Origin of the sequence: Paenisporosarcina sp. TG-14, assembly GCF_000297555.1 — a bacterium.
GTDB classification, from domain to species: domain Bacteria; phylum Bacillota; class Bacilli; order Bacillales_A; family Planococcaceae; genus Paenisporosarcina; species Paenisporosarcina antarctica.
The window spans coordinates 1-19,623 of the sequence record NZ_AMGD01000044.1; the positions used below are offsets into that span (position 1 = coordinate 1).

Below are 19,623 nucleotides of genomic sequence, written 5' to 3' on the forward strand. Positions count from 1 at the left end.
CACTCCCTCCTACTCGATTATAAAGTTAGCCGGTATAAAAAGTTTGGACTGAAGAGAATTCTGAATGCTTTGGAAAGAATTTACTTTCTTTACCCTTCAAAAACCTTATTGTGAATCGACAAGTGACAAAAATTTCATCAGATGAAGATTCTTCTTACCAAAAGACGGATTGATTCTTTCGTTGTCCAAACCAATATTACTGTGTAAGAACCCTGGAGCAGGAGATATTCTTATGAAAGGAACCGGGAAACGTTTAAGAGTCAGAGAACGCTTTAGCTTTACTTTGACGCATCGTAAGAAAAGCTGCAAATCAAAGCTTGTAGCCGAATTTTTTGCACATTCATACGTTTAAAAAACTTAAGATAAAGGAACTTCTAAGTAAGGAGGGATTTTCGTATGAAGACTGATGTATTCATTACAGGTGGCGGAATTGGTGGCTTGACGCTTGCATTAAAACTGGTAAGTTCAGGTATCAATGTTGTGATGGTTGAAAAATTAACAGGAAATCAACCTATTTATAAAGGAGAGTTATTGCAACCAAAAAGCATGCAAATTTTTGATGGTTTACATGTTTATAATCAAGTCACTTCGAATGCACAAATTATTGAGGTCCTTGATTTAATTGAACTGTCAAAAACATTGAAAGTGAAAGATCAGTCTTTTATGGATTACACCGTCATTCCTGGGAAATATAATGCAGCCTACATGATTCACCATGAAAAGTTGAAAACTATTATATTCAAGCAAGCGGAAAAATATCCAAACTTTCGTTATTATAATGAGGCAACTTGTAAGGTAATTGAAAATAATACGGCTATCGTGCAGCAAGGAAACGAAAAGTTCCAAGTAGAAGCAGCTTTCTTCATTGGTGCAGAAGGACGGGCATCTGTTACTCGCAAAGCGATGGGTATTAAAGTTGATCCGATTAAATATAATCACCATTTTATTACGGTTACTTTCCCTCGGCCTTCAGACTTAGTAGGAGGGCAAATTTTTTCTAGTTACAATCGATTCTTAGGGTTATTTCCACTGCCTGATAATCAAGTACGTTCGGTCTATTTAATTCCTGCAGGTGACTTTAAAAAAATTAAAGAAAAACCAATTGCGCACTTTCATAAATTGTATACAGATCTTGCGCCATCTATCGATGGTTATGTCCAACAGCTTACGGATTGGTCAAAAATTCAATTAATGATTCCCATAATGTATCATGCGAATTCCTATGTACAAGGCAATAAAGTTATTATTGGAGACGCAGCACATGCTGTACATCCGATGGCAGGGGAAGGAATGAATATGGCTATCCAAGATGCCGATATTTTAGGTGAATTATTGGTAGATATGTATAAATCGTCATCTTTACATCCAGATAATTTAGAGCAATTCGAATACGTTCGAAAAGAACGTGCTGATTACTTAATTCAATTAAGCCATTTGTCAGCACTTGCCTATTCATTCCCATTTCAACCGGTAAGTTGGATTCGCAGCAAGACCTTTGAACGAATGGAGGAAGATCCAGTTCTTCACTTCAAGCAAATGTTAAATGTATCTGGACTAGGCATGTGGAAAGAGTCTGTGAGAGATCGTTTTATTCAAGGTGGCATGATGCCAACTAGAAAAAAAGATTTGTCTGTTGCCAAAAAAGAAATGAAGTTGTTTTCAGCGGAAGATGATTATCCTTGGAAATGGAAAGGCCTTTTATAGCACATTGATAGGTTTATATCTCAAAATAAACGTGTATTTAAATAAGATTAAGTAAATGGGAGGGATAGGCAATGGTTGATATAATGAAAATGTTTAAAGCGCGTATGTGGATGAAACGAAATGTTCCGTTTTTATATTCCTGGCATGCATACGTAGGGTATGAACTTAATTTATTTAAAGCGTTTGAGCGCGGCGTAACCGTTGCCGACGTGGCGGATGCCTATCAAATCGATGAAATATTACTTAATCAATGGATGAGTGTTGGAGTGTCGATTGGTCATTTAAAACCCATGAGCCGCAATCGATATAAAACGGGAGCTATGTGGAAGTTACCACGTCCAAAAGATGAATCGTCTTCAGGTGTCATATTAAAAGAAATGATGGAATTACATATTCCTAGTTTACTAGCTTATCCAGATATGATGCGAAATAAAACGCGCAATCACTTTGATGCGGATAAACATGCTGATACGGTAGCTCAAACAAGTCGATTTTTAGAAGTAATAGCTTTACCAAAAATTTCGAAATTATTAAAAGGAAATACTAAGCAGTTAGTTCTTGACATTGGTTGTGGAGAGGGAGGTTATATTAAACGGCTTGCTGAACGTTTCCCTGATTCTAAGTTCAAAGGTATAGAGATTAGTGATTCAGTTGCTAAAACGGCCATGAAATTAACCCAATCACTAGATAATGTTTCAATTGATCAAGCTAATTTATGGGAATATGATCCGGAGACTTCATACGATTTAATATTATTGAACAATATCATTCACTATGTTCCTCCCGAAAAGCGGCAAGAATTATTTTTGCGCTTAAGTGACTGGTTAAGTGAAGGTGGCGTTTTATCAGTTGTTACACCTATTTCTGGTGGGGAAGAAAGTCCACCATTTGTTGCTGCATTTAATAGCTTCTTTCATTCATTTGAAAACTTGTATTCCTTACCTGAAAAAGAGCAATTAGAGCAATGGGGAATCGGTGCAAACTTAACCTCGATAGGTATACAAACTATCATTCGTGAAGGAAGTTGGTACGTTATACAATACAAAAAAACCTCTAGATAAAACTAGAGGTTTTCGTTTGTACAGTTATTTACGAAGTGATCCAAGTTCTGAAGCGATAGCTTGCATTTCACTCGGACTGAACTTTGTCCGGTTTTTAACCATGTTGTACAAATAGTGTAAGTCTTCATATTGAGATTCATCAAAATTTTCGGATCTCATAGCATCTACATTGACCATACGAAGTTTGTCTTTTATCTGTTCAATCATGTATTCAACATTTTCTTGCGATGGTTGAGTTAAGTTCATTTGCATTCCTGCCTTTCAAATGGTATTAGTTTATCATTTCATGCTACTGAAAAATTGTCAAATCCAAGTAGCATTTTGTTTTAATACATATATAATTGGGTATATTAAAGCACATTGACTTTTAACCTTAGGAGGTTTTATTAATGAAAGAAAGTAAATTTGTAAAAGGAATGGTAATAGGTGCAATTGCAGGCGCTGGATTAAGTTTATTAGATCGTGTAACGCGTGAAGAGGTTAAATATAAAATAAGAACGGTTTCCTCAGATGTTAAGTATTATTCGCAAAATCGTGAAGACTTGAAAATGAAATTACAAGAAAAAGCAGACCAAATCCATACAGTATATAACCAGTTTTCTCAAGATGCACAATATTTATCGGTTAAAGTAGACGAATTAAAGACATTAACTCCACAAGTGAAAACACTGGTCACAGATACAAAGGATGCATTCGTCCATTCTAAAGAAGAATACAAAACCATTGTGAAGAATGAAGAAGATCAGTTCGAAATGCCAGTTTTACCTGATGAAGTTTATGAAGAGAAAGGCAGCTCTTTCTCTTAAGAAAGGAACTGATTACATGGCGAACGAAAATCAACCAATCCAACCTAAGGGCAGTAAACAGTCCCGTTCCTCATATAATTTCTTAAATAAGATAAAGTTAATGCAATTTAAAAAGAAAGATAAAGGTCCGGACGTACCTTTTGATGTCACAACATCAAAAGGTTTTTTTCAAGAGTTATTAGCGAGAATTAAATATTTGGATGTTACGGCTCTAGGCGCACAGCTTGCTTTCTTTTTTTTACTATCATTATTTCCATTATTGATTTTTATGGTGACATTGCTTCCTTATTTAAATTTGCAAGAAGATCAGCTCTTTAGCATTTTACGTACATATGCACCAGACGAAGTTTATAAACTCATCTATGGCACAGTAAATGAAGTTCTTACCAATCGAAATGGTGGGTTATTATCTGTAGGGATACTTGCAACTATTTGGACTGCATCAAATGGTATGAATGCTTTGATTAAATCACTTAATCGCTCGTATAGCCTTGAAGAAACAAGACCTTTCCTTATTGCTAGAAGTATTTCAATTATTTTTACACTTTTACTCATTACACTGTTTGTAATTGCTTTAGTATTGCCGGTATTTGGAGAGCAGATTGGAATATTTTTATTCTCATATTTAGGATACGAACAAGGTTTCTTAACTGTCTGGAATAGTATTAGATGGACGATTCCTCCAGTAATGATTTTTGTTGTCTTCATGTTGTTATACTGGATTGCACCAAATCGAAAGTTGTATTTGAAAAGTGTAATACCAGGTGCCATCTTTGCTACGTTAGGGTGGATTCTCGTATCTCTAGCATTTTCATTTTATGTTAGTAGTTTTGCTAATTACTCTGCTACATACGGGAGTATCGGTGGAATTATCGTACTAATGATGTGGTTATACTTCTCAGGAACAATATTAATGGTTGGCGGGCAAATTAATGCTGTCATGCAAGAAAGAAAAGAAAAATTAGCGATGAAAAAAGCAGGAGCAGTTATATAGATGCTCCTGCTTTTTATTTGATTTTAAGTAAGCGTAGCCCATTTAAGATAACGAGAATGGTACTGCCTTCGTGCCCGATTACGCCAAGGGGCAAATTAATAATTTGAAAGAAATTACTAAAGATTAAAAGTACAATAATCGATATGGAGAAAATGACATTTTGTTTTACGACACGATTCATCTTCCGAGACAAATGAATCGCATACGTAATACGAGATAAATCATCTTTCATAAGTACAACATCTGCAGTCTCTAGTGCAACGTCTGTTCCTTGACCCATGGCTATACCAAGAGTAGCGGTGGCTAAAGCTGGTGCATCATTTATACCATCCCCAACCATCCCAACGTTTCCGTATTTCGCTAGAAGCTCTTTCATATGTGAGACTTTTGTTTCTGGTAAACATTCAGCAATATAGTGATCAACGCCTGCTTCTTCTGCAATTACTTTAGCTGTTCTTTCATTATCACCAGTTAACATAATTGTGTAAATACCTGCTTTTCGTAATAATGAAATGGCTTCTTTAGATTCAGGTCGAACCGTGTCTTTAAGCGCTAATACTGCGATAATTCCGTCTTGGTCAGCCGCGAAAATGACTGTTTTTCCTTCATTCTCTAAATGAAAAGCTACATCATTACTAAAGGACATTGCCTCTTCATAGCCTACAAAACGTGATTTACCTACTTTCCATTCTTTCAGATCAATATCCGCCTTAATTCCCCAGCCTGGTACATCTTCCATTTTTGTAATAGGGAAAGTTATTACACCCTTCTTGATAGCAAATGAAGTTATGGCTTGAGCCAATGGATGTGTGGATTGTGATTCAATACTCGCTAAACTCGTTAAAACAGCCAGTTCATCTAACCCATCCCGAACGATAAAATCTGTTACGAGTGGCTTTCCTTGTGTGAGCGTTCCAGTCTTATCAAGTGCAATTGCTTTCATATTACCGATATTTTCTAAGTGGACTCCGCCTTTAAATAATAAACCATTTTTCGCTCCGTTTGAAATGGCAGCTAGTGTAGCGGGCATAATTGAAGCAACTAGTGCACAAGGGGATGCAACAACAAGTAAAACCATTGCACGATAGAATGTAGTAGTCCAATCCCAATCGAATAAATAGTGGGGGAGGAACATCATCAAACCAACAGTAATAAGAACAATTTTCACATATTTACCTTCAAACCGTTCAATAAATTGTTGTGAAGGGGATTTTTCGCTTTGGGCGGATTGAACAAGTTCTATAATTTTTTGAACTAACGATTCACTACTAGATTTCGTCATTTCGATTGTTAAAACACCGTTTAAATTCACAGTTCCCGCAAACGTTTCATCACCTGCGTGTTTTGAAACGGGTATAGATTCACCACTTATAGCTGCTTCATCAATAGAAGTACTTCCGGTAATAATCACACCATCAACTGGTATACGATCGCCAGGTTTGACAAGTAAACGATTACCTATTTCTAGGGTATTAACCAAGATGCGATTTGATTTTCCATTTGCATCAAGTAGCCATGCTTCTTCAGGTTGCAAATTCATCAAACTGGATAATTCTTTTTTGCTTTTGTTCATCGTATATGTTTCAAGTGCACCACTCAAAGAAAAAATGAAAATAAGGATGGCACCTTCAGCCCAATAGCCAATTATGGATGAACCTATTGCAGCAAAAATCATGAGTAACTCTACATTTAGCTCTCTTCGATGAATGGTATTTAAAATGCCTTCTTTGGCTTGCGCAAATCCACCTATTAGAAAGGCGGCTAAATATAAAGCAATGGAAAGGGTACTTTCTTCACCTCTGGCAAAATACCAAGCAAAAAGAATTAAGACCCCAGAGAAGAGAGCTGCAATCAATTCAATATGTGGTTTTAATCGACTGAGAATCGATGGTGAATCTTGTTGCTTAATACCTTCCATTTTCATTCCTCCTGATAATGATATTCAATATCATATGCCTATTAATGTACGAAAAGCTGGCACTCCCATAGGGAATACCAGCATTTATTAGAATTATTATTAATTTATAATCATTATAACATAGGCGATTTACATAAATCAATTCAATAAATTATTTATATACACGTTCACTGTATAGAGCTAATTTTTCGAGAGAAGATTTATCTACATCTGCATGCAAACTATTCCCGTGTGAGTCCATTGTGACTACTGCTGTAAAGTCTTCTACGCGCAAATGCCACATTGCTTCAGGAAGACCAAATTGCATTAAGTCAACGCCTTCAACACCCGTAATACAGTTAGCATAGTATTGAGCGGCTCCACCAATTGCATTTAAGTATACGCCACCGTGTTCACTAAGCGCAGCAAGCGTTTTCGGACCCATACCACCCTTACCCATAACCGCACGAATACCAAATTTTTTCATGATATCTCCTTGGTAAGGCTCTTCTCGAATGGAAGTGGTAGGGCCTGCCGCTTTAATTTGCCAATTACCTTCTTTGTCTTTTAATACGACAGGGCCACAGTGATAAATGATTTGACCATTTAAGTCTAGTGGTGCATCGTGATCAGATAAGTATTTGTGAATTGCATCACGCCCCGTGTACATCATCCCACTAATTTTTACTACATCGCCAACTTTTAGTTTACGAATTGCTTCCTCACTAACAGGCGCACGAAGTTCGACAAAATTAGTAGCTATTTCTTCAGTTGGGTCAACTTTATCTTCGTCCTTAAACTCAACTTTTTCGCCTTCTTGGAATTGCCATTCGTTAATTTCGCCAGTCGTAGGATTAATGTTGATCGCTAATCGACGATATGCCCAACAGTTGTATGCAACAGACACAAAGAAACTAGCAGGTATTCGGTGCATGACACCAATCTTACAACCTAGTAAAGTAGCTTCTCCGCCAAATCCCATTGTGCCTATTCCCAATGTATTCGCTTTTTCGACAGTATATTCTTCAAGTTCAGCAAGTTGTGAATTTGAATTAACATCATCAACGGAACGGAATAATTGTTCTTTCGCTAAATCATATCCTGAAGCGCGATCGCCGCCGATTCCTACACCAATGAATCCAGCTGAACAGCCTTGACCTTGTGCTTGATAGACTGAGTGAAGAATACATTTTCTAATGCCATCTAGGTCACGACCAGCACGACCGATACCTTCGAGTTCAGTAGGGAGACTGTATTGAATATTTTTGTTTTCACAACCTCCACCTTTTAGAATAAGCTTCATCTCTATGTAATCATTTTCCCATTGTTCAAACTTTACGACAGGAACACCTTCGCCTAAGTTGTCTCCACTATTTTCGCCTGTTAGTGAATCCACTGCGTTTGGACGCAGTTTGGCGTTTTTTGTAGCAGATACAATCGCACGTTTGATTGCAGCTTTAATCTCTAATTGGTTAACCCCAATTGGTGTTTTGATTTTAAAAGTGGGCATTCCCGTATCTTGACAGATTGGTGATACCTTGTCGTCAGCCATTTGAATATTATTTGTGATGGTATCTAAACTCATCGAAGCGCGAGTTCCAGCATTTTCGGCAGCTTTTGCTTTACTAACTGCACGACGCACATCTTTTGGTAAGTTCGTAGATGTTTCAGTAATCAATTCATATATGCTTTTTTCCAACGTTTCTAAATACATGTACGTAAAACTCCTTTCTTTCATTGCTTAGTTATGTTTCTACTTTTCATTATACTCTTTTGAATTTATAAAATGGAATGATTTCAAAGAAAAGAGAGTGCCAATTGGCACTCTCTTTTTGTTCATTCAGATAATTTTTTAAATTGTTCCATCTTCAGTTCTAAATCATCCATCATAGCAATCATCCGATCAATATCTTCAAGTTCAGTCGTTTCTGGTTCAATTGAATCTAATACTTCTAAGAAAATGTGAAGACGTTCTTTTAAGTATGTTACTTGTTGTTCTTTATTTGAAATAGCATTGCCCATATGAAACACCTCTCTTTACACTTATATCGTAGCAAATCTGCCATTAATTTTCAACCGTGAGTAGGACTAAAGAAATAATTTAATATTTAATGTATTTAGAATGTTTACAAAATTCTAATAACATGTTAAAGTAAACTTACTTCAACAAGAGAGGGGAGGCCGTAGTGAATAGTCGAAACCAATCAATTATTTAGTTAGAAGGAGGGGGTTCGAACATTTCACCGGCACGCACATTTAGCCGTGAATTCGATTTATGGAAACTCAATTGGATATTAGTAACATTTAAAAGGCTCAGCCAATCATCTGTTCGCAGATCATAGACTGAGCCTTTGACATTGTCTAAATAAGTTCAAATGTTTCGATGACTACCATAGATTGATCAACAGAGCGCACCATTGAACAATTTTTTTTGGTTAGCGTCATTGCTTTTTGTAGTTTAGTAGTATCGAGATTAGTACCTTTAAGCTTAAAATGCATATGTACTTTTTCGAGTTTACTCGCTTCTTCAGGATTTCGTATCACTTCTAATACATTGATCTCCATTTCCTCAATTGGCATACGCATTTTCTCACAAACTTTTCGAAGGACACCACCACTACAACCAACTAAAGACGAAACCAATAGTTGATAAGGTCTAAATCCTTTTGTTTCGTCACCAGAAATCGTTAGGATTCCAAAATCTAAAGCTGTTTCAAAACCATTTTCAGTCATTACATATTTCAACTTGAATCCCTCCTTTATGGTAGAATTGTACCGAAACTTTGTTGAAATGAACATGATTTCAACTTGTATATAGGAGGGCCACCATGAATCAATTTACAGCCTTAGAGAAAAGAAGGTTTTGGATTTTAGTTGCAATCGTCTCTATTTCTGGTTTTTCACAAGGGATGTTGTTACCACTCATTTCTGTTATTTTCGAACAAGATGGACTTTCTTCATCTTTAAACGGTTTGAATGCAACTGGGTTATACATAGGTACACTTCTCATATCGCCCTTTATGGAACAGCCTCTTCGAAGGTATGGTTATAAGCCGATCATCATTTTCGGAGGCTTGTTAGTTTTTGTTTCATTGTTATTATTTCCATTATGGAAAAGCGTTGTATTTTGGTTTATTTTACGGTTATTTATCGGAATAGGAGACCACGCACTTCATTTTTCAACACAAACTTGGATTACAAGTTTTTCCCCACACGAACGCCTAGGCCGTAATATTGCTTTGTACGGACTATCTTTTGGTATTGGATTTGCAGCTGGCCCGTTGTTTTTGCCGCTCGTATCTATTTATGAAGGGTTACCCTTTATTGTATCTGGTATTTTATGTCTAGCTGCATGGTCACTTGTGTTTTTTATTGATAATGATTTCCCTGGACATATGCATGATACATCGACGATGCGAGGGACGTGGGCACGTTTTGGTGCAACCATTGGATTTGCGTGGGTAGCATTTATTCCACCGTTTAGTTACGGTTTTTTGGAGTCTAGTTTACATGCCATTTTCCCAGTCTATGCACTTCGAAATGATTTCGATTTGTCGATGGTATCTATTGTATTAGCGGCATTTTCAACGGGTGGGATACTATCGCAGTTGCCTTTGGGTGCTTTAAGTGATCGAATTGGAAGAAGAAAAGTAGTACTGTTTGCGTTGTTTGGTGGAGCTTTTTCGTTTAGCATCGCAGCACTTCTTGAAAATAATTTTTGGACACTTGTTTTTGCATTTCTTTTAGCGGGTTTGTTTGTGGGGTCAACGTTCTCTCTTGGTATTTCGTATATGACTGATTTGACCCCAAAAGCATTATTACCAACAGGAAATTTATTATGTGGAATTTTCTTTAGCATTGGCAGTTTAACTGGACCATTTATGGGCGGAGTCTTTTTACAATTTTTTGAGGGCTTTAGCTTTTTGTGGCTTTTGTCGTTATTTTTATTGACATTGAGTTTAGTGAGTTTGATAAAGCCAAAAAAACAGCAAGTACAATCGACGTGACGATCGAGTGTGCTTGCTGTTTAATTTAAGCGTTTATTGAAAGCTAATTGCTTTATATAAGATGTAAGAAAGTATAAGTTTTTTCGAGATACACCTTTGAAATTGTAATATTTTGTAATTTGTCCTCAACCCTTTGACTTCATTGTCAATTCCTCCATCATCAAAATATCCTACTTATTGTCGTTATTCCCTACAATTAAAAATAATAATCCTATATTTGAGACAAAAAGAAAAAGCATGCTCAAATGAACATGCTCAGTGAATTCGTGACTATATTTAAAGTGCTTTTCGAACCAAAAGAGTGACACTTTCAATTTGTGCTGTTTGAGGGAACATATCAACTGGTTGTATATATTGAATGTCGTACACTTTGCGCAACTGACTCAAATCTTTTGCTAAAGTCGATGGATTACATGATGTGTAGACAAAGCGTTTTGGTCGTACATTTAATATTGTTTTTAACAAACTATCTGCTAAACCAGTTCGTGGAGGATCTACTGTTAATACATCCGGTACAAAACCTTCACGGCTCCATGTTGCAAGCCATTCTTCAGCTGTTCCTGTTTCGTAAGTAGTATGTGTAAAACCGTGATTTTCCGCATTTTTCTTTGCATCAAAAATACTATCCCCAACGATGTCCATACCGCGAATTTCCTTTGCGTCCTTAGCTAACCAAAGACCAATCGTACCTACACCACAATATGCATCTACAACTGTTTCTTGTCCTGTTAATGCAGCAGCAGACTTGATTTCGTTATATAGACGAACTGTTTGTGTAGGGTTTAGTTGGAAAAAGGCACGAGCTGATAAATCAAAAGAAAATTCGCCTAATTCTTCGTGCAATGTTTTTTTGCCATGAAGCACAATTGTACGCTCTCCGAAAATTAAAGAAGTTTGCTTCGAATTAACATTTTGAACAATCGATACAACAGCTGGGTCAATGGCAATTAATTTATCAATGAGTTGCTGACGTTTCGGCATTTCGGCAAGAGTAGTGACGAGTACAAGCTGGATTTCCCCAGTTTGAATACCAGTTCGGACAACGATTGTTTTCACTAAACCATTATTCGTATCTTCATCATAAATCGGGATTTTAAGCTTTTCAAGAATGCGTTTCACGGCATTCGTAATGCGTGTTGTGTTCGGGTGTTGCACAATACACTCATCTATATTTAATAATTGGTGTGTGCCTTCTGCAAATAATCCGGCATGTACTTTGTCGGCAACCTTGCGAACTTGGAACTGGCTTTTATTGCGATACTGCCATGGGTTGTCCATGCCTATTGTTGGACGAACATCGATGTTTGTCGCAATGTCTTTTAAATAGCGTTCAAGTGATTGCATGATCATATCGCGCTTTTCAACTAACTGTTGTTCATATGTCATATGCTGCAATTGGCAGCCTCCACATTCTTCATAAACAGGACAAGGCGCCTCTTGTCGATGAGGTGAAGCTTTACGAATTTGAAGAATTTTTGCTTCTGAGAAATTAGGTTTAACGACTTCGACTTGAGCGGTTACTTCTTCTCCTGGAAGTGCACCTTTGACAAAGACGACATTGCGCTTGAAAAACCCAATACCTTCTCCGTTAATACCAAGTCTCTTGATTGTAAGTGGAAATTTTTGGCCTACTTCAATAATTGTTTGTTGTGACAAAGTGTATTCACGTCCTTTACTACTGGTGACTATAGTATATAGGACAGACGAGTTAATGGAAAGACAACGGAATATCACTTGATCCATTAACTAGTGAGTCTAGAGATGAAAAAGTATATCCTTTTGCTTTAGCATCTCGAATAAAATCAGGTAAAGCAGCTGCATTATCAGGTGAAACTGTGTGCATCAAAATGATAGCACCTGGATGGATTTGATTCATTAAATGATTGTAAGCATATGCTTTTCCTTGAGGTCGATCTGCATACCAATCTACAAACGCTACCGACCAAAACATATGACGATACCCGAGTTCATTGCCATAGGCAAGTAAATTCTCACTGAAAACTCCTTCGGGGGGACGTACAAAACGAGTTTTCTTTAAATCTGTTTTTTCAGCCAATAGCTGATCAAATTTTTGCCATTCTTCTTTCATACGAGCTTCTGACAAATTGGCCATATTCGGATGCCCGTAAGAATGATTACCGATTTCATGACCTTCTTTAATCATTCGATTTACTAAATCCGTCGCACTTTCAACATAATGACCTGTCAGAAAAAAAGTACCAGGCACTTTCTCTTTTTTCAATGTATCCAATATGGGGGAGGTATGTCCATTTTCATAGCCATTATCAAATGTGAGGTATAAGATTTTTTCATCCGGAGAACCTTTGTAAAAAGCACCGTATTTTTTTAATAGTTCGTCAAATGTCCCGCCAGCTTGAGCTTGTTTTTCTTGAGCCCCTTTTTTAAACCCCCAATGCAGTGACTCTGCGCCTACTTGGAATGGGTTTAATAAAATGCCTAAGGTTAATATCGTACATGAAGCAACAATTCCTAAAGTATGTTTTATCCACATAAAAACGCAACCTTTCTTTTATGATAGGTTGCGTTTTCTTAAACATCTTATGCATAAATATTTTTGAGTGCATCTCGTAAATCTGGATAAGTGAACTTAAATCCATGTAGTAATAACTTCTCAGGTAACACACGCTGTCCTTTTAAAACTAATTGACTCTTTTCTCCAAGTACAAGTTTTAGAGCAAAAGCGGGAACAGGCATCCAATGAGGGCGATGTAAAACTTCACCTAAAATTTTACCGAAATCATGCATTTGTTTGGAGTCGGGGGCAGTCACGTTAAATGGACCATTAAAATCGTCATGTTCAATTGCGTAAAGAATGGACTTGGCAACGTCTGATACATGAACCCAGGATACCCATTGATTTCCTGAACCGACTTTTCCACCAACCCCAATTTTGTATGGCAAAGCCATTTGAGGAAGTGCGCCTTGTTCTTTTCCAAGAATGATTCCAAAGCGTCCACACGCAACTCTTGTTCCGAATTGTTCAGCCTCTAAGGCTTTTTTCTCCCAATCTTCAACAGTTTTTGCAAGAAAATCTTCCCCCCGCGAAGAAGAGTGTTCTGTATAAGTTGCTTGTTCCGAAGTTGGATAAATACCAATTGCACTTGCATTTATAAGAACAGATGGTTTCTTTGTTACTGCTCCAATTATGCGAAGAACTTCATCTGTTGCTTTCATACGACTGTCATAAATTTTTTGTTTTTGTTCTTCAGTCCAGCGTCCCTCATTTATTGAAGAACCAGCTAAATTAATCCATGCATCTATATTTTCAAGTTGTTCTTCAGGTTTAGCATCATCTCCAAGCCATTTAACCATATGTACTATATCATTCGATGGTTTATCAGAACGAGACAATATATATACTTCATGTCCTTTATCTGCTAATTGCTTTGTAATCTCTTGTCCGACAAATCCACTTCCGCCCGTAATCGCAACCTTCATTTCTATTCCTCCTCAAATTCACTTGTTAAATGTATAATACCCGTTCTTGATTAAGTGTACTCTAATGAATGTGTCCTTAATAATGTGTATACTGTTTATGTAAAGAACATGGGGTGAAATACGTGGCAATTATCACGAAAATAACGCGTCAAAAAAATAATACAGAACGCTATAACATTTATATAGAGGAAGCATATGCATTTGCAGTGGATGAATCGTTAATCGTAAAATACCAACTAACTAAGAATAAAGTTTTAGAAGACTGGGAACGCGATGAAATTGTTTTTGATGATGAAATCCGTAAAGCATTTAACAAAGCGCTGCACTTTTTAGCATTTCGAATGCGAAGCGAATATGAAGTGAAGAAGAAATTGCTTGATTTAGAATACGGTGAAGCGGTCGTTCTAGAAGCCATTCAGAAATTACATAACTTAGGGTTTTTAAATGACGAAGCTTTCTCAAAAGCATTTCTCGAGACGCAAAAGAAGACGAGTAAAAAGGGGCCACGTGTTATTCAACAAGAACTAAAGAAAAAAGGAATCGAAAAATCCCTACAAGAGGAAGTGCTGAAAACGTATACTGAAGAAGACCAAACTCAAATTGCACAAGGATTGGCAGAAAAAATTGCTAATCAACAATCTTCTAAAACGCCAAGACAAGTGAAACAAAAAATTCAAGATACCTTGTTGCGTAAAGGCTACTCGTATGCCACTATAAGCAAAGTAATTGAGGAAATTGAATTTGAAACAGAGCAAGACGAGTGGGAAGAAATGATTGCCGATCAAGGAGACAAAATTTGGCGTAAAGTATCTATAAAATACACAGGATATGATCGGAAAAATAGAGTCAAACAAGCCCTGTATCAAAAAGGATTTCCTTCTGAACAAATTGAAATGTTTATTGAAAAAAAGGAGTTAGAAGAAGATGGAGATTGAAAAAAAATATAGTCAAATGAATGAATCAGAGTTACGACAAACGATAGCCAACTTGCTTGAAAAAGCTCGGAAAGCTAGCCAACTTGGCTATGTTAATGAATATGCAGTATTAGAACGAAAAGCCATTATGGCACAAGCTTATTTAATAGATCCTTCACAGTTTATCCCAGGAGAAATTTACCGTATAGAAGGAGACCCAGGAATCTTTTTTCAAGTAGATTACTTAAAAGGCAGATTTGCATGGGGCTACCGTATGGGTGGTGAAAAATTTATTGAAGCTTTGCCAATATCCATGTTGAAATCATTAAAGGAGGGTAAATAAAATGCAACAAAGAATTGAACAATTAGTACAAGAACTTGCTACAAAAAACGAGGAGCTTTCTGTATCTAAGGCCCGTGTGTGGATTGAATTATTATGGTCAGATTTTGAATCATCCTATGCGAAAGCAGGGTATGATTACAAAGGTTCCGATGTAACAGAAAAAGTCATTCGTCAGTGGATCAATAGTTATGGGGACCGCATACATGAGTTTGCAGGAAATAACCCAAAATATGCTCATTTACTTAATATAGAAGACGATCTTATACAGTAAGAAAAGTACACGACGTTTAGAGTCGTGTACTTTTTATTTTCATAAAATGGACTGGCTACGCTTTTCTAGTTAGACATAAAGTCTAATTTTTTACGAAGTTTGTCTTCACTAAAAATCCAACCTGTGTATGAATTAAGTATTTCCAAGTCTTCATTTAAGTGGACAACTGCAACGAATGGATAATAATCGTTACTACGGTAGCGTAAATCGATTAAGCGCACTTCATGAATATGCTCATGCTGCGCAATCTCCCAACGATAAATCGGAGAGAATGAAATGAAAGCCTGTAAATTTTTATCTTGTAATGCAGCTTTAACAAGTGGTGAATCTGGAATTGGCTTACGATCAAATTTATCATAAATATTGATAGACCGTCCATAAGCTCTACCTACATAGTGATGAGTTTTTGAAATTGCGGCAATCCGCCATTGGAAAAATCGAATTGTTGGGGCGATGATGATTTCTTCGGCACTTGGAATGGTATTTCTAACTGCATGTTTGACTGCATGTTGTACAGAGAACCTGAGCAAGTAATACAAAAAAACTATTCCATATAATAACAGAATTGTGAATACTGGATTTGCTCCGAATGCCCAAAACATTAAAGCTACTACGTGTAATAAGAAAATAATTGGATCAAATGTATTAATAACACCAAGCGCTACCCACTTAGAAGAAAAGGGGCGAAGTGCTTGAGTTCCATATGAATTGAAAATGTCGACAAATACGTGTAAAAAAACAGCAAGAAAAGTCCATAGCCATAAATGCAGAAGATTAGCTTCTGGTACTATAAAATGAATGACTCCTGTGATAGCTATTGGCCATAATAAAACAGCGGGAATTGAATGCGTTATGCCTCGATGATGACGAATATATACAGCATTATTGCGTAATTTTAATACTGTATCTACGTCAGGGGCTAGTGATCCGACGATAGCTCCTGCTACAACAGCAGTTGCAGTCACTGAATGAGTGGCAACGACTGGGTCAATCATAGCAAGTCCACCTAAAGCAATTCCCATAACGATATGAGTACCAGTATCCAACTGTTTCAACTCCTTTGAACGGAGATAATCCGAATAATTTTGTTCATCATAAGATAATTTTAGTAAAATAACAATGAGCAAGACTTTTTATTATTGATTGTACTGTCCAATTTGGTATACCCAATTTGGTAAGCATGTAATCAATGGAATGTGGGTGCAAATTATGAATGAATTTAATAAAATTACCTTTAGAAAGTCCTTAATTGATTGGTACTTAGAAGAAAAGCGTAATCTTCCATGGAGAGAGACAAATGATCCATATAAAATATGGGTATCTGAAATCATGCTTCAGCAAACGAGAGTAGATACAGTTATACCCTATTATAATCGTTTTATTGACATCTTTCCTACAATGGAAGACTTAGCAAACGCCAATGAAGAAAAACTATTGAAACAATGGGAAGGACTTGGCTACTATTCACGTGCAAGAAACTTGCAGGCTGGCGTGCGAGAAGTAGTTGAGACTTATAATAGTATTGTGCCAACAACCAGAAATGAGATTTCATCATTAAAAGGTGTGGGACCTTATACAGCAGGTGCCATTCTAAGTATAGCTTATGGCAAGCCAGAACATGCTGTTGATGGAAATGTAATGCGTGTATTATCACGCGTTCTGCTCATAAAAGAAGATATTGCCAAGCCGAAAACCAGAAAAACCTTTGAACTGGCTGTTACTGAAATAATTGATTCACAAGACCCTTCATCTTTTAATCAAGGTTTAATGGAATTAGGTGCTGTTATTTGTACACCGACATCGCCAAAGTGTTTATTATGTCCAGTGCGTGACAACTGTACAGCTTATTATGTAGGTGAACAAAATAACTTGCCAGTAAAAACAAAAAACAAAAAAACAAAAGCGATGCATTATGATATCTATGTTGTCCAAAATGATAAGAAACAATTTCTTATGGAAAAAAGGGCTGAAAAAGGTTTATTAGCAAATATGTATCAGTTTCCAATGATTGAACTTGCAACAAAAGAAGCGGATACTATTCCGTTATTGGATAACAGGTACGGCATACATTTCACAAAAGAAATTGATTTAGGACCTTTTAAACATGTCTTTTCTCATTTAACATGGGAAATGAATTGTTTTGTTGGACGCTCAACTGAAGATAGTTTACTTGAAACATGTAAATGGTTAACAATAGAAGAAATAAAAGAAGTACCAATGCCTGTTCCTATGTTGAAAATTTGGCAGGCATATATTGAAAGGGGAAATTAATATGACAGAAAACAAAGTAGCACTTGTCACGGGAAGTAGCCGAGGACTTGGTAAGGCAATAGCGATTGAACTTGCAAAAAACGGATATGATATTGTTGTTAACTATGCTAGGAGCAAATCAGCTGCACTTGATACGGTAAAAGAAATTGAAGCTCTTGGTCAAAAGGCACTCCTTATACGTGCGAATGTAGGAGACGTTAAAAAATTAAAAGCAATGTTTGAAACAATTCGTGAGGAATTTGGACGTTTGGATGTTTTTGTAAGTAACGCAGCATCAGGAGTTCTTAGACCTGTAATGGAATTAGAAGAGTCTCATTGGGACTGGACAATGAACATAAACGCTAAAGCGATGTTATTTGGTGCGCAAGAGGCGGCAAAATTAATGGATAGAGGCGGCAAAATCGTTGGAATCAGTTCATTAGGTTCAATTCGTTATTTAGAAAACTATACAACGGTTGGCGTATCAAAAGCTGCAATCGAATCAATTACACGATATTTAGCTGTTGAACTCGCGACAAAAGGCATAGCAGTTAATACTGTTTCGGGTGGAGCACTTGATACCGATGCTTTAAAGCATTTTCCAAATCGTGAAGAATTATTAGAAGATGCAAGAAAAAATACGCCAGCAGGTCGAATGGTTGAAATTGATGATATGGTAAAAACCACTATGTTTTTAATTTCTGATGGATCAGATATGATTCGTGGACAAACAATTATTGTTGATGGTGGACGTTCGATTGTTTTGTAAAAAAAAAAAAATTAGAGAATAAGAATTCATCTTCCTACACATAATAATTAGTATGGAGGTGAAAAATAATGGCAAATCGAAATGACAGCAACCAACCAACAAATGCAAATGAAGTAAGAAAACAAAATCAAAAATCTAGCCAAAAAGCTTCAACACCACAAGGAAACAATGCTCAAATGCCTTCACAAGGAAGTCGAAGTGAATTTGCTTCTGAAACAAATGTAAATGAAGTAATTAAACAAAATCAACAATCAGCGCAACAAGGAACAGCGCAACAAGGCAACAACTATGCACAACAAACTTCAGCATCACAAAATAATCGTAGTGAGTTCGCTACAGATGTAAATGAAGTGAAAAAACAAAATCAACAATCGGCTCAGAAGAAAAATAATGCTTCTGGACCACAAGCTAACCGTTCAACAAACTCAACAAAATAATACGTTATTTTAGTACTAAATCAGTGAAGGCATTTATGCCTTCGCTGATTTTTTTTGCAGTTTTTGGGTGGGGGTTGTTATAATGAGAACATAATCAATAAAATATATAATTTGTGCTTAGACGAAAAGGTGGCTTATCCATGTTAATACCAACAGAAGGAGAAACGATTCAAATCCATAGCTACAAACATAACGGCAAAATCCACCGCGTCTGGCAAGAAACTATGGTTCTGAAAGGGACAAGGAATATTGTCATTGGTGCGAACGAAAGAACCCTTGTTACGGAATCTGACGGACGGACGTGGTTGACACGTGAACCATCAATTTGTTATTTTCATGCGGAGCATTGGTTCAATATCATTTGTATGTTGCGTGAAGATGGTGTGTACTATTACTGCAATATTAGTTCCCCATTTATTTACGATTCCCAATCATTAAAATACATTGATTACGATTTGGATGTAAAAGTCTTTCCTGATATGACTTATACGATTCTGGATGAAGACGAATTTGAAGATCATAAAAAAGAAATGAATTACCCTGATGAAATCGATATGATCTTACATCGCAATGTGGAAAAATTAATTGGTTGGATTAAGCAACGCAAAGGACCATTTGCGACAGACTTTATAGAAGTGTGGACAAACCGTTATCTATTTCACAAGCAATTGCGAATAAGAGAGTAAATTATACCTGTTGAATCCCAACAGG

The 19,623-nt window shown here is 36.6% G+C and carries 21 protein-coding genes; 12 read left to right on the top strand and 9 right to left on the bottom strand.

Annotated elements, in window-relative coordinates; genetic code table 11:
* Nucleotides 1-396: 396 nt before the first annotated feature.
* Together C406_RS0113290 and C406_RS0113295 are read left to right on the top strand one after the other, a co-directional pair.
* A complete protein-coding gene (locus C406_RS0113290) occupies nucleotides 397-1,704 on the top strand; it encodes an FAD-dependent oxidoreductase (protein ID WP_017381132.1) in 1,308 nt (435 codons plus the stop codon).
* A 71-nt stretch (nucleotides 1,705-1,775) separates the two neighbouring features.
* Nucleotides 1,776-2,765 (top strand): class I SAM-dependent methyltransferase, encoded by a 990-nt coding sequence (locus C406_RS0113295; protein ID WP_017381133.1) that lies wholly within the window; start codon nucleotides 1,776-1,778, stop codon nucleotides 2,763-2,765.
* Between the two features lie 24 nt (nucleotides 2,766-2,789).
* On the opposite strand, the gene C406_RS0113300 is transcribed toward C406_RS0113295, so the two are convergent.
* A complete protein-coding gene (locus C406_RS0113300; protein ID WP_017381134.1) occupies nucleotides 2,790-3,011 on the bottom strand; it encodes a DUF1128 domain-containing protein in 222 nt (73 codons plus the stop codon).
* 143 nt (nucleotides 3,012-3,154) lie between these two features.
* Between C406_RS0113300 and C406_RS0113305 the strand changes: the two genes are divergently transcribed.
* Nucleotides 3,155-3,571 carry a YtxH domain-containing protein gene (locus tag C406_RS0113305; protein ID WP_017381135.1) on the top strand — a complete coding sequence of 139 codons (417 nt, stop codon included), beginning with the start codon at nucleotides 3,155-3,157 and terminating at the stop codon, nucleotides 3,569-3,571.
* 16 nt (nucleotides 3,572-3,587) lie between these two features.
* Nucleotides 3,588-4,565 (top strand): YihY/virulence factor BrkB family protein, encoded by a 978-nt coding sequence (locus C406_RS0113310; protein ID WP_017381136.1) that lies wholly within the window; start codon nucleotides 3,588-3,590, stop codon nucleotides 4,563-4,565.
* Between the two features lie 13 nt (nucleotides 4,566-4,578).
* Here the strand turns inward: C406_RS0113310 and C406_RS0113315 are convergent, their stop codons facing one another.
* From C406_RS0113315 to C406_RS0113330, 4 genes are all read right to left on the bottom strand, one after another.
* Entirely contained in the window at nucleotides 4,579-6,483 is a 1,905-nt protein-coding gene (locus C406_RS0113315; protein WP_017381137.1) for a heavy metal translocating P-type ATPase, read from the bottom strand.
* A 151-nt stretch (nucleotides 6,484-6,634) separates the two neighbouring features.
* Nucleotides 6,635-8,176 (bottom strand): fumarate hydratase, encoded by a 1,542-nt coding sequence (locus C406_RS0113320; RefSeq protein WP_017381138.1) that lies wholly within the window; start codon nucleotides 8,174-8,176, stop codon nucleotides 6,635-6,637.
* Nucleotides 8,177-8,298: 122 nt separating this feature from the next.
* Nucleotides 8,299-8,484 (bottom strand): SE1561 family protein, encoded by a 186-nt coding sequence (locus tag C406_RS0113325; protein WP_017381139.1) that lies wholly within the window; start codon nucleotides 8,482-8,484, stop codon nucleotides 8,299-8,301.
* A 339-nt stretch (nucleotides 8,485-8,823) separates the two neighbouring features.
* Entirely contained in the window at nucleotides 8,824-9,207 is a 384-nt protein-coding gene (locus C406_RS0113330) for an OsmC family protein (protein ID WP_017381140.1), read from the bottom strand.
* Between the two features lie 83 nt (nucleotides 9,208-9,290).
* Here C406_RS0113330 and C406_RS0113335 point away from each other — a divergent pair, with 83 nt between their 5' ends.
* Nucleotides 9,291-10,469 (top strand): MFS transporter, encoded by a 1,179-nt coding sequence (locus tag C406_RS0113335; RefSeq protein WP_017381141.1) that lies wholly within the window; start codon nucleotides 9,291-9,293, stop codon nucleotides 10,467-10,469.
* 276 nt (nucleotides 10,470-10,745) lie between these two features.
* Here the strand turns inward: C406_RS0113335 and rlmD are convergent, their stop codons facing one another.
* The 3 genes from rlmD to C406_RS0113350 are packed head-to-tail and all read right to left on the bottom strand — an operon-like array spanning nucleotide 10,746 to nucleotide 13,928.
* The gene (rlmD, locus tag C406_RS0113340) at nucleotides 10,746-12,125 is read right to left on the bottom strand and encodes a 23S rRNA (uracil(1939)-C(5))-methyltransferase RlmD (RefSeq protein WP_017381142.1); all 1,380 of its coding nucleotides are present in this window, start codon (nucleotides 12,123-12,125) and stop codon (nucleotides 10,746-10,748) included.
* A 52-nt stretch (nucleotides 12,126-12,177) separates the two neighbouring features.
* Nucleotides 12,178-12,981, bottom strand: a complete 804-nt coding sequence (locus C406_RS0113345; protein WP_017381143.1) for a polysaccharide deacetylase family protein — start codon at nucleotides 12,979-12,981, stop codon at nucleotides 12,178-12,180.
* Nucleotides 12,982-13,028: 47 nt separating this feature from the next.
* On the bottom strand, nucleotides 13,029-13,928 hold the full coding sequence (locus C406_RS0113350) for a TIGR01777 family oxidoreductase (RefSeq protein WP_017381144.1): 900 nt from the start codon (nucleotides 13,926-13,928) through the stop codon (nucleotides 13,029-13,031).
* A gap of 122 nt (nucleotides 13,929-14,050) precedes the next feature.
* Between C406_RS0113350 and recX the strand changes: the two genes are divergently transcribed.
* Genes recX through C406_RS0113365 form a run of 3 tightly spaced genes read left to right on the top strand, consistent with a single transcriptional unit; the run spans nucleotide 14,051 to nucleotide 15,456 of the window.
* Complete coding sequence (gene recX / locus C406_RS0113355) at nucleotides 14,051-14,863, top strand: recombination regulator RecX (RefSeq protein ID WP_017381145.1); 813 nt, start codon at nucleotides 14,051-14,053, stop codon at nucleotides 14,861-14,863.
* Nucleotides 14,853-15,185, top strand: coding sequence for a YfhH family protein (locus tag C406_RS0113360; RefSeq protein WP_017381146.1), 333 nt, complete (start codon nucleotides 14,853-14,855; stop codon nucleotides 15,183-15,185). The genes recX and C406_RS0113360 overlap by 11 nt, the downstream gene beginning before the upstream one ends.
* Nucleotide 15,186: 1 nt before the next feature.
* Nucleotides 15,187-15,456, top strand: a complete 270-nt coding sequence (locus tag C406_RS0113365; protein ID WP_017381147.1) for a YfhJ family protein — start codon at nucleotides 15,187-15,189, stop codon at nucleotides 15,454-15,456.
* Between the two features lie 65 nt (nucleotides 15,457-15,521).
* On the opposite strand, the gene C406_RS0113370 is transcribed toward C406_RS0113365, so the two are convergent.
* Nucleotides 15,522-16,502: a metal-dependent hydrolase gene (locus C406_RS0113370; protein ID WP_017381148.1), complete on the bottom strand. Its 981-nt coding sequence runs from the start codon at nucleotides 16,500-16,502 to the stop codon at nucleotides 15,522-15,524.
* A gap of 163 nt (nucleotides 16,503-16,665) precedes the next feature.
* Between C406_RS0113370 and mutY the strand changes: the two genes are divergently transcribed.
* The 4 genes from mutY (at nucleotide 16,666) to ntdP (ending at nucleotide 19,598) form a co-directional block, all read left to right on the top strand.
* A complete protein-coding gene (mutY, locus tag C406_RS0113375) occupies nucleotides 16,666-17,727 on the top strand; it encodes an A/G-specific adenine glycosylase (protein WP_017381149.1) in 1,062 nt (353 codons plus the stop codon).
* A 1-nt stretch (nucleotide 17,728) separates the two neighbouring features.
* Complete coding sequence (fabL, locus tag C406_RS0113380; protein WP_017381150.1) at nucleotides 17,729-18,475, top strand: enoyl-[acyl-carrier-protein] reductase FabL; 747 nt, start codon at nucleotides 17,729-17,731, stop codon at nucleotides 18,473-18,475.
* A 68-nt stretch (nucleotides 18,476-18,543) separates the two neighbouring features.
* Complete coding sequence (locus C406_RS0113385; RefSeq protein ID WP_017381151.1) at nucleotides 18,544-18,912, top strand: gamma-type small acid-soluble spore protein; 369 nt, start codon at nucleotides 18,544-18,546, stop codon at nucleotides 18,910-18,912.
* Nucleotides 18,913-19,052: 140 nt separating this feature from the next.
* The gene (gene ntdP, locus C406_RS0113390) at nucleotides 19,053-19,598 is read left to right on the top strand and encodes a nucleoside tri-diphosphate phosphatase (RefSeq protein WP_017381152.1); all 546 of its coding nucleotides are present in this window, start codon (nucleotides 19,053-19,055) and stop codon (nucleotides 19,596-19,598) included.
* The last annotated feature ends 25 nt before the right edge of the window (nucleotides 19,599-19,623 follow it).

What these genes read in the sequence shown, in the direction of transcription:
- C406_RS0113290 (WP_017381132.1), top strand. Translation starts at nt 397, where the DNA reads ATGAAGACTGATGTATTCATTACAGGTGGCGGAATTGGTGGCTTGACG.
- C406_RS0113295 (WP_017381133.1), top strand. Translation starts at nt 1,776, where the DNA reads ATGGTTGATATAATGAAAATGTTTAAAGCGCGTATGTGGATGAAACGA.
- C406_RS0113300 (WP_017381134.1), bottom strand. Translation starts at nt 3,011, where the DNA reads ATGAACTTAACTCAACCATCGCAAGAAAATGTTGAATACATGATTGAA.
- C406_RS0113305 (WP_017381135.1), top strand. Translation starts at nt 3,155, where the DNA reads ATGAAAGAAAGTAAATTTGTAAAAGGAATGGTAATAGGTGCAATTGCA.
- C406_RS0113310 (WP_017381136.1), top strand. Translation starts at nt 3,588, where the DNA reads ATGGCGAACGAAAATCAACCAATCCAACCTAAGGGCAGTAAACAGTCC.
- C406_RS0113315 (WP_017381137.1), bottom strand. Translation starts at nt 6,483, where the DNA reads ATGGAAGGTATTAAGCAACAAGATTCACCATCGATTCTCAGTCGATTA.
- C406_RS0113320 (WP_017381138.1), bottom strand. Translation starts at nt 8,176, where the DNA reads ATGTATTTAGAAACGTTGGAAAAAAGCATATATGAATTGATTACTGAA.
- C406_RS0113325 (WP_017381139.1), bottom strand. Translation starts at nt 8,484, where the DNA reads ATGGGCAATGCTATTTCAAATAAAGAACAACAAGTAACATACTTAAAA.
- C406_RS0113335 (WP_017381141.1), top strand. Translation starts at nt 9,291, where the DNA reads ATGAATCAATTTACAGCCTTAGAGAAAAGAAGGTTTTGGATTTTAGTT.
- C406_RS0113345 (WP_017381143.1), bottom strand. Translation starts at nt 12,981, where the DNA reads ATGTGGATAAAACATACTTTAGGAATTGTTGCTTCATGTACGATATTA.
- C406_RS0113350 (WP_017381144.1), bottom strand. Translation starts at nt 13,928, where the DNA reads ATGAAGGTTGCGATTACGGGCGGAAGTGGATTTGTCGGACAAGAGATT.
- C406_RS0113360 (WP_017381146.1), top strand. Translation starts at nt 14,853, where the DNA reads ATGGAGATTGAAAAAAAATATAGTCAAATGAATGAATCAGAGTTACGA.
- C406_RS0113365 (WP_017381147.1), top strand. Translation starts at nt 15,187, where the DNA reads ATGCAACAAAGAATTGAACAATTAGTACAAGAACTTGCTACAAAAAAC.
- mutY (WP_017381149.1), top strand. Translation starts at nt 16,666, where the DNA reads ATGAATGAATTTAATAAAATTACCTTTAGAAAGTCCTTAATTGATTGG.
- fabL (WP_017381150.1), top strand. Translation starts at nt 17,729, where the DNA reads ATGACAGAAAACAAAGTAGCACTTGTCACGGGAAGTAGCCGAGGACTT.
- C406_RS0113385 (WP_017381151.1), top strand. Translation starts at nt 18,544, where the DNA reads ATGGCAAATCGAAATGACAGCAACCAACCAACAAATGCAAATGAAGTA.
- ntdP (WP_017381152.1), top strand. Translation starts at nt 19,053, where the DNA reads ATGTTAATACCAACAGAAGGAGAAACGATTCAAATCCATAGCTACAAA.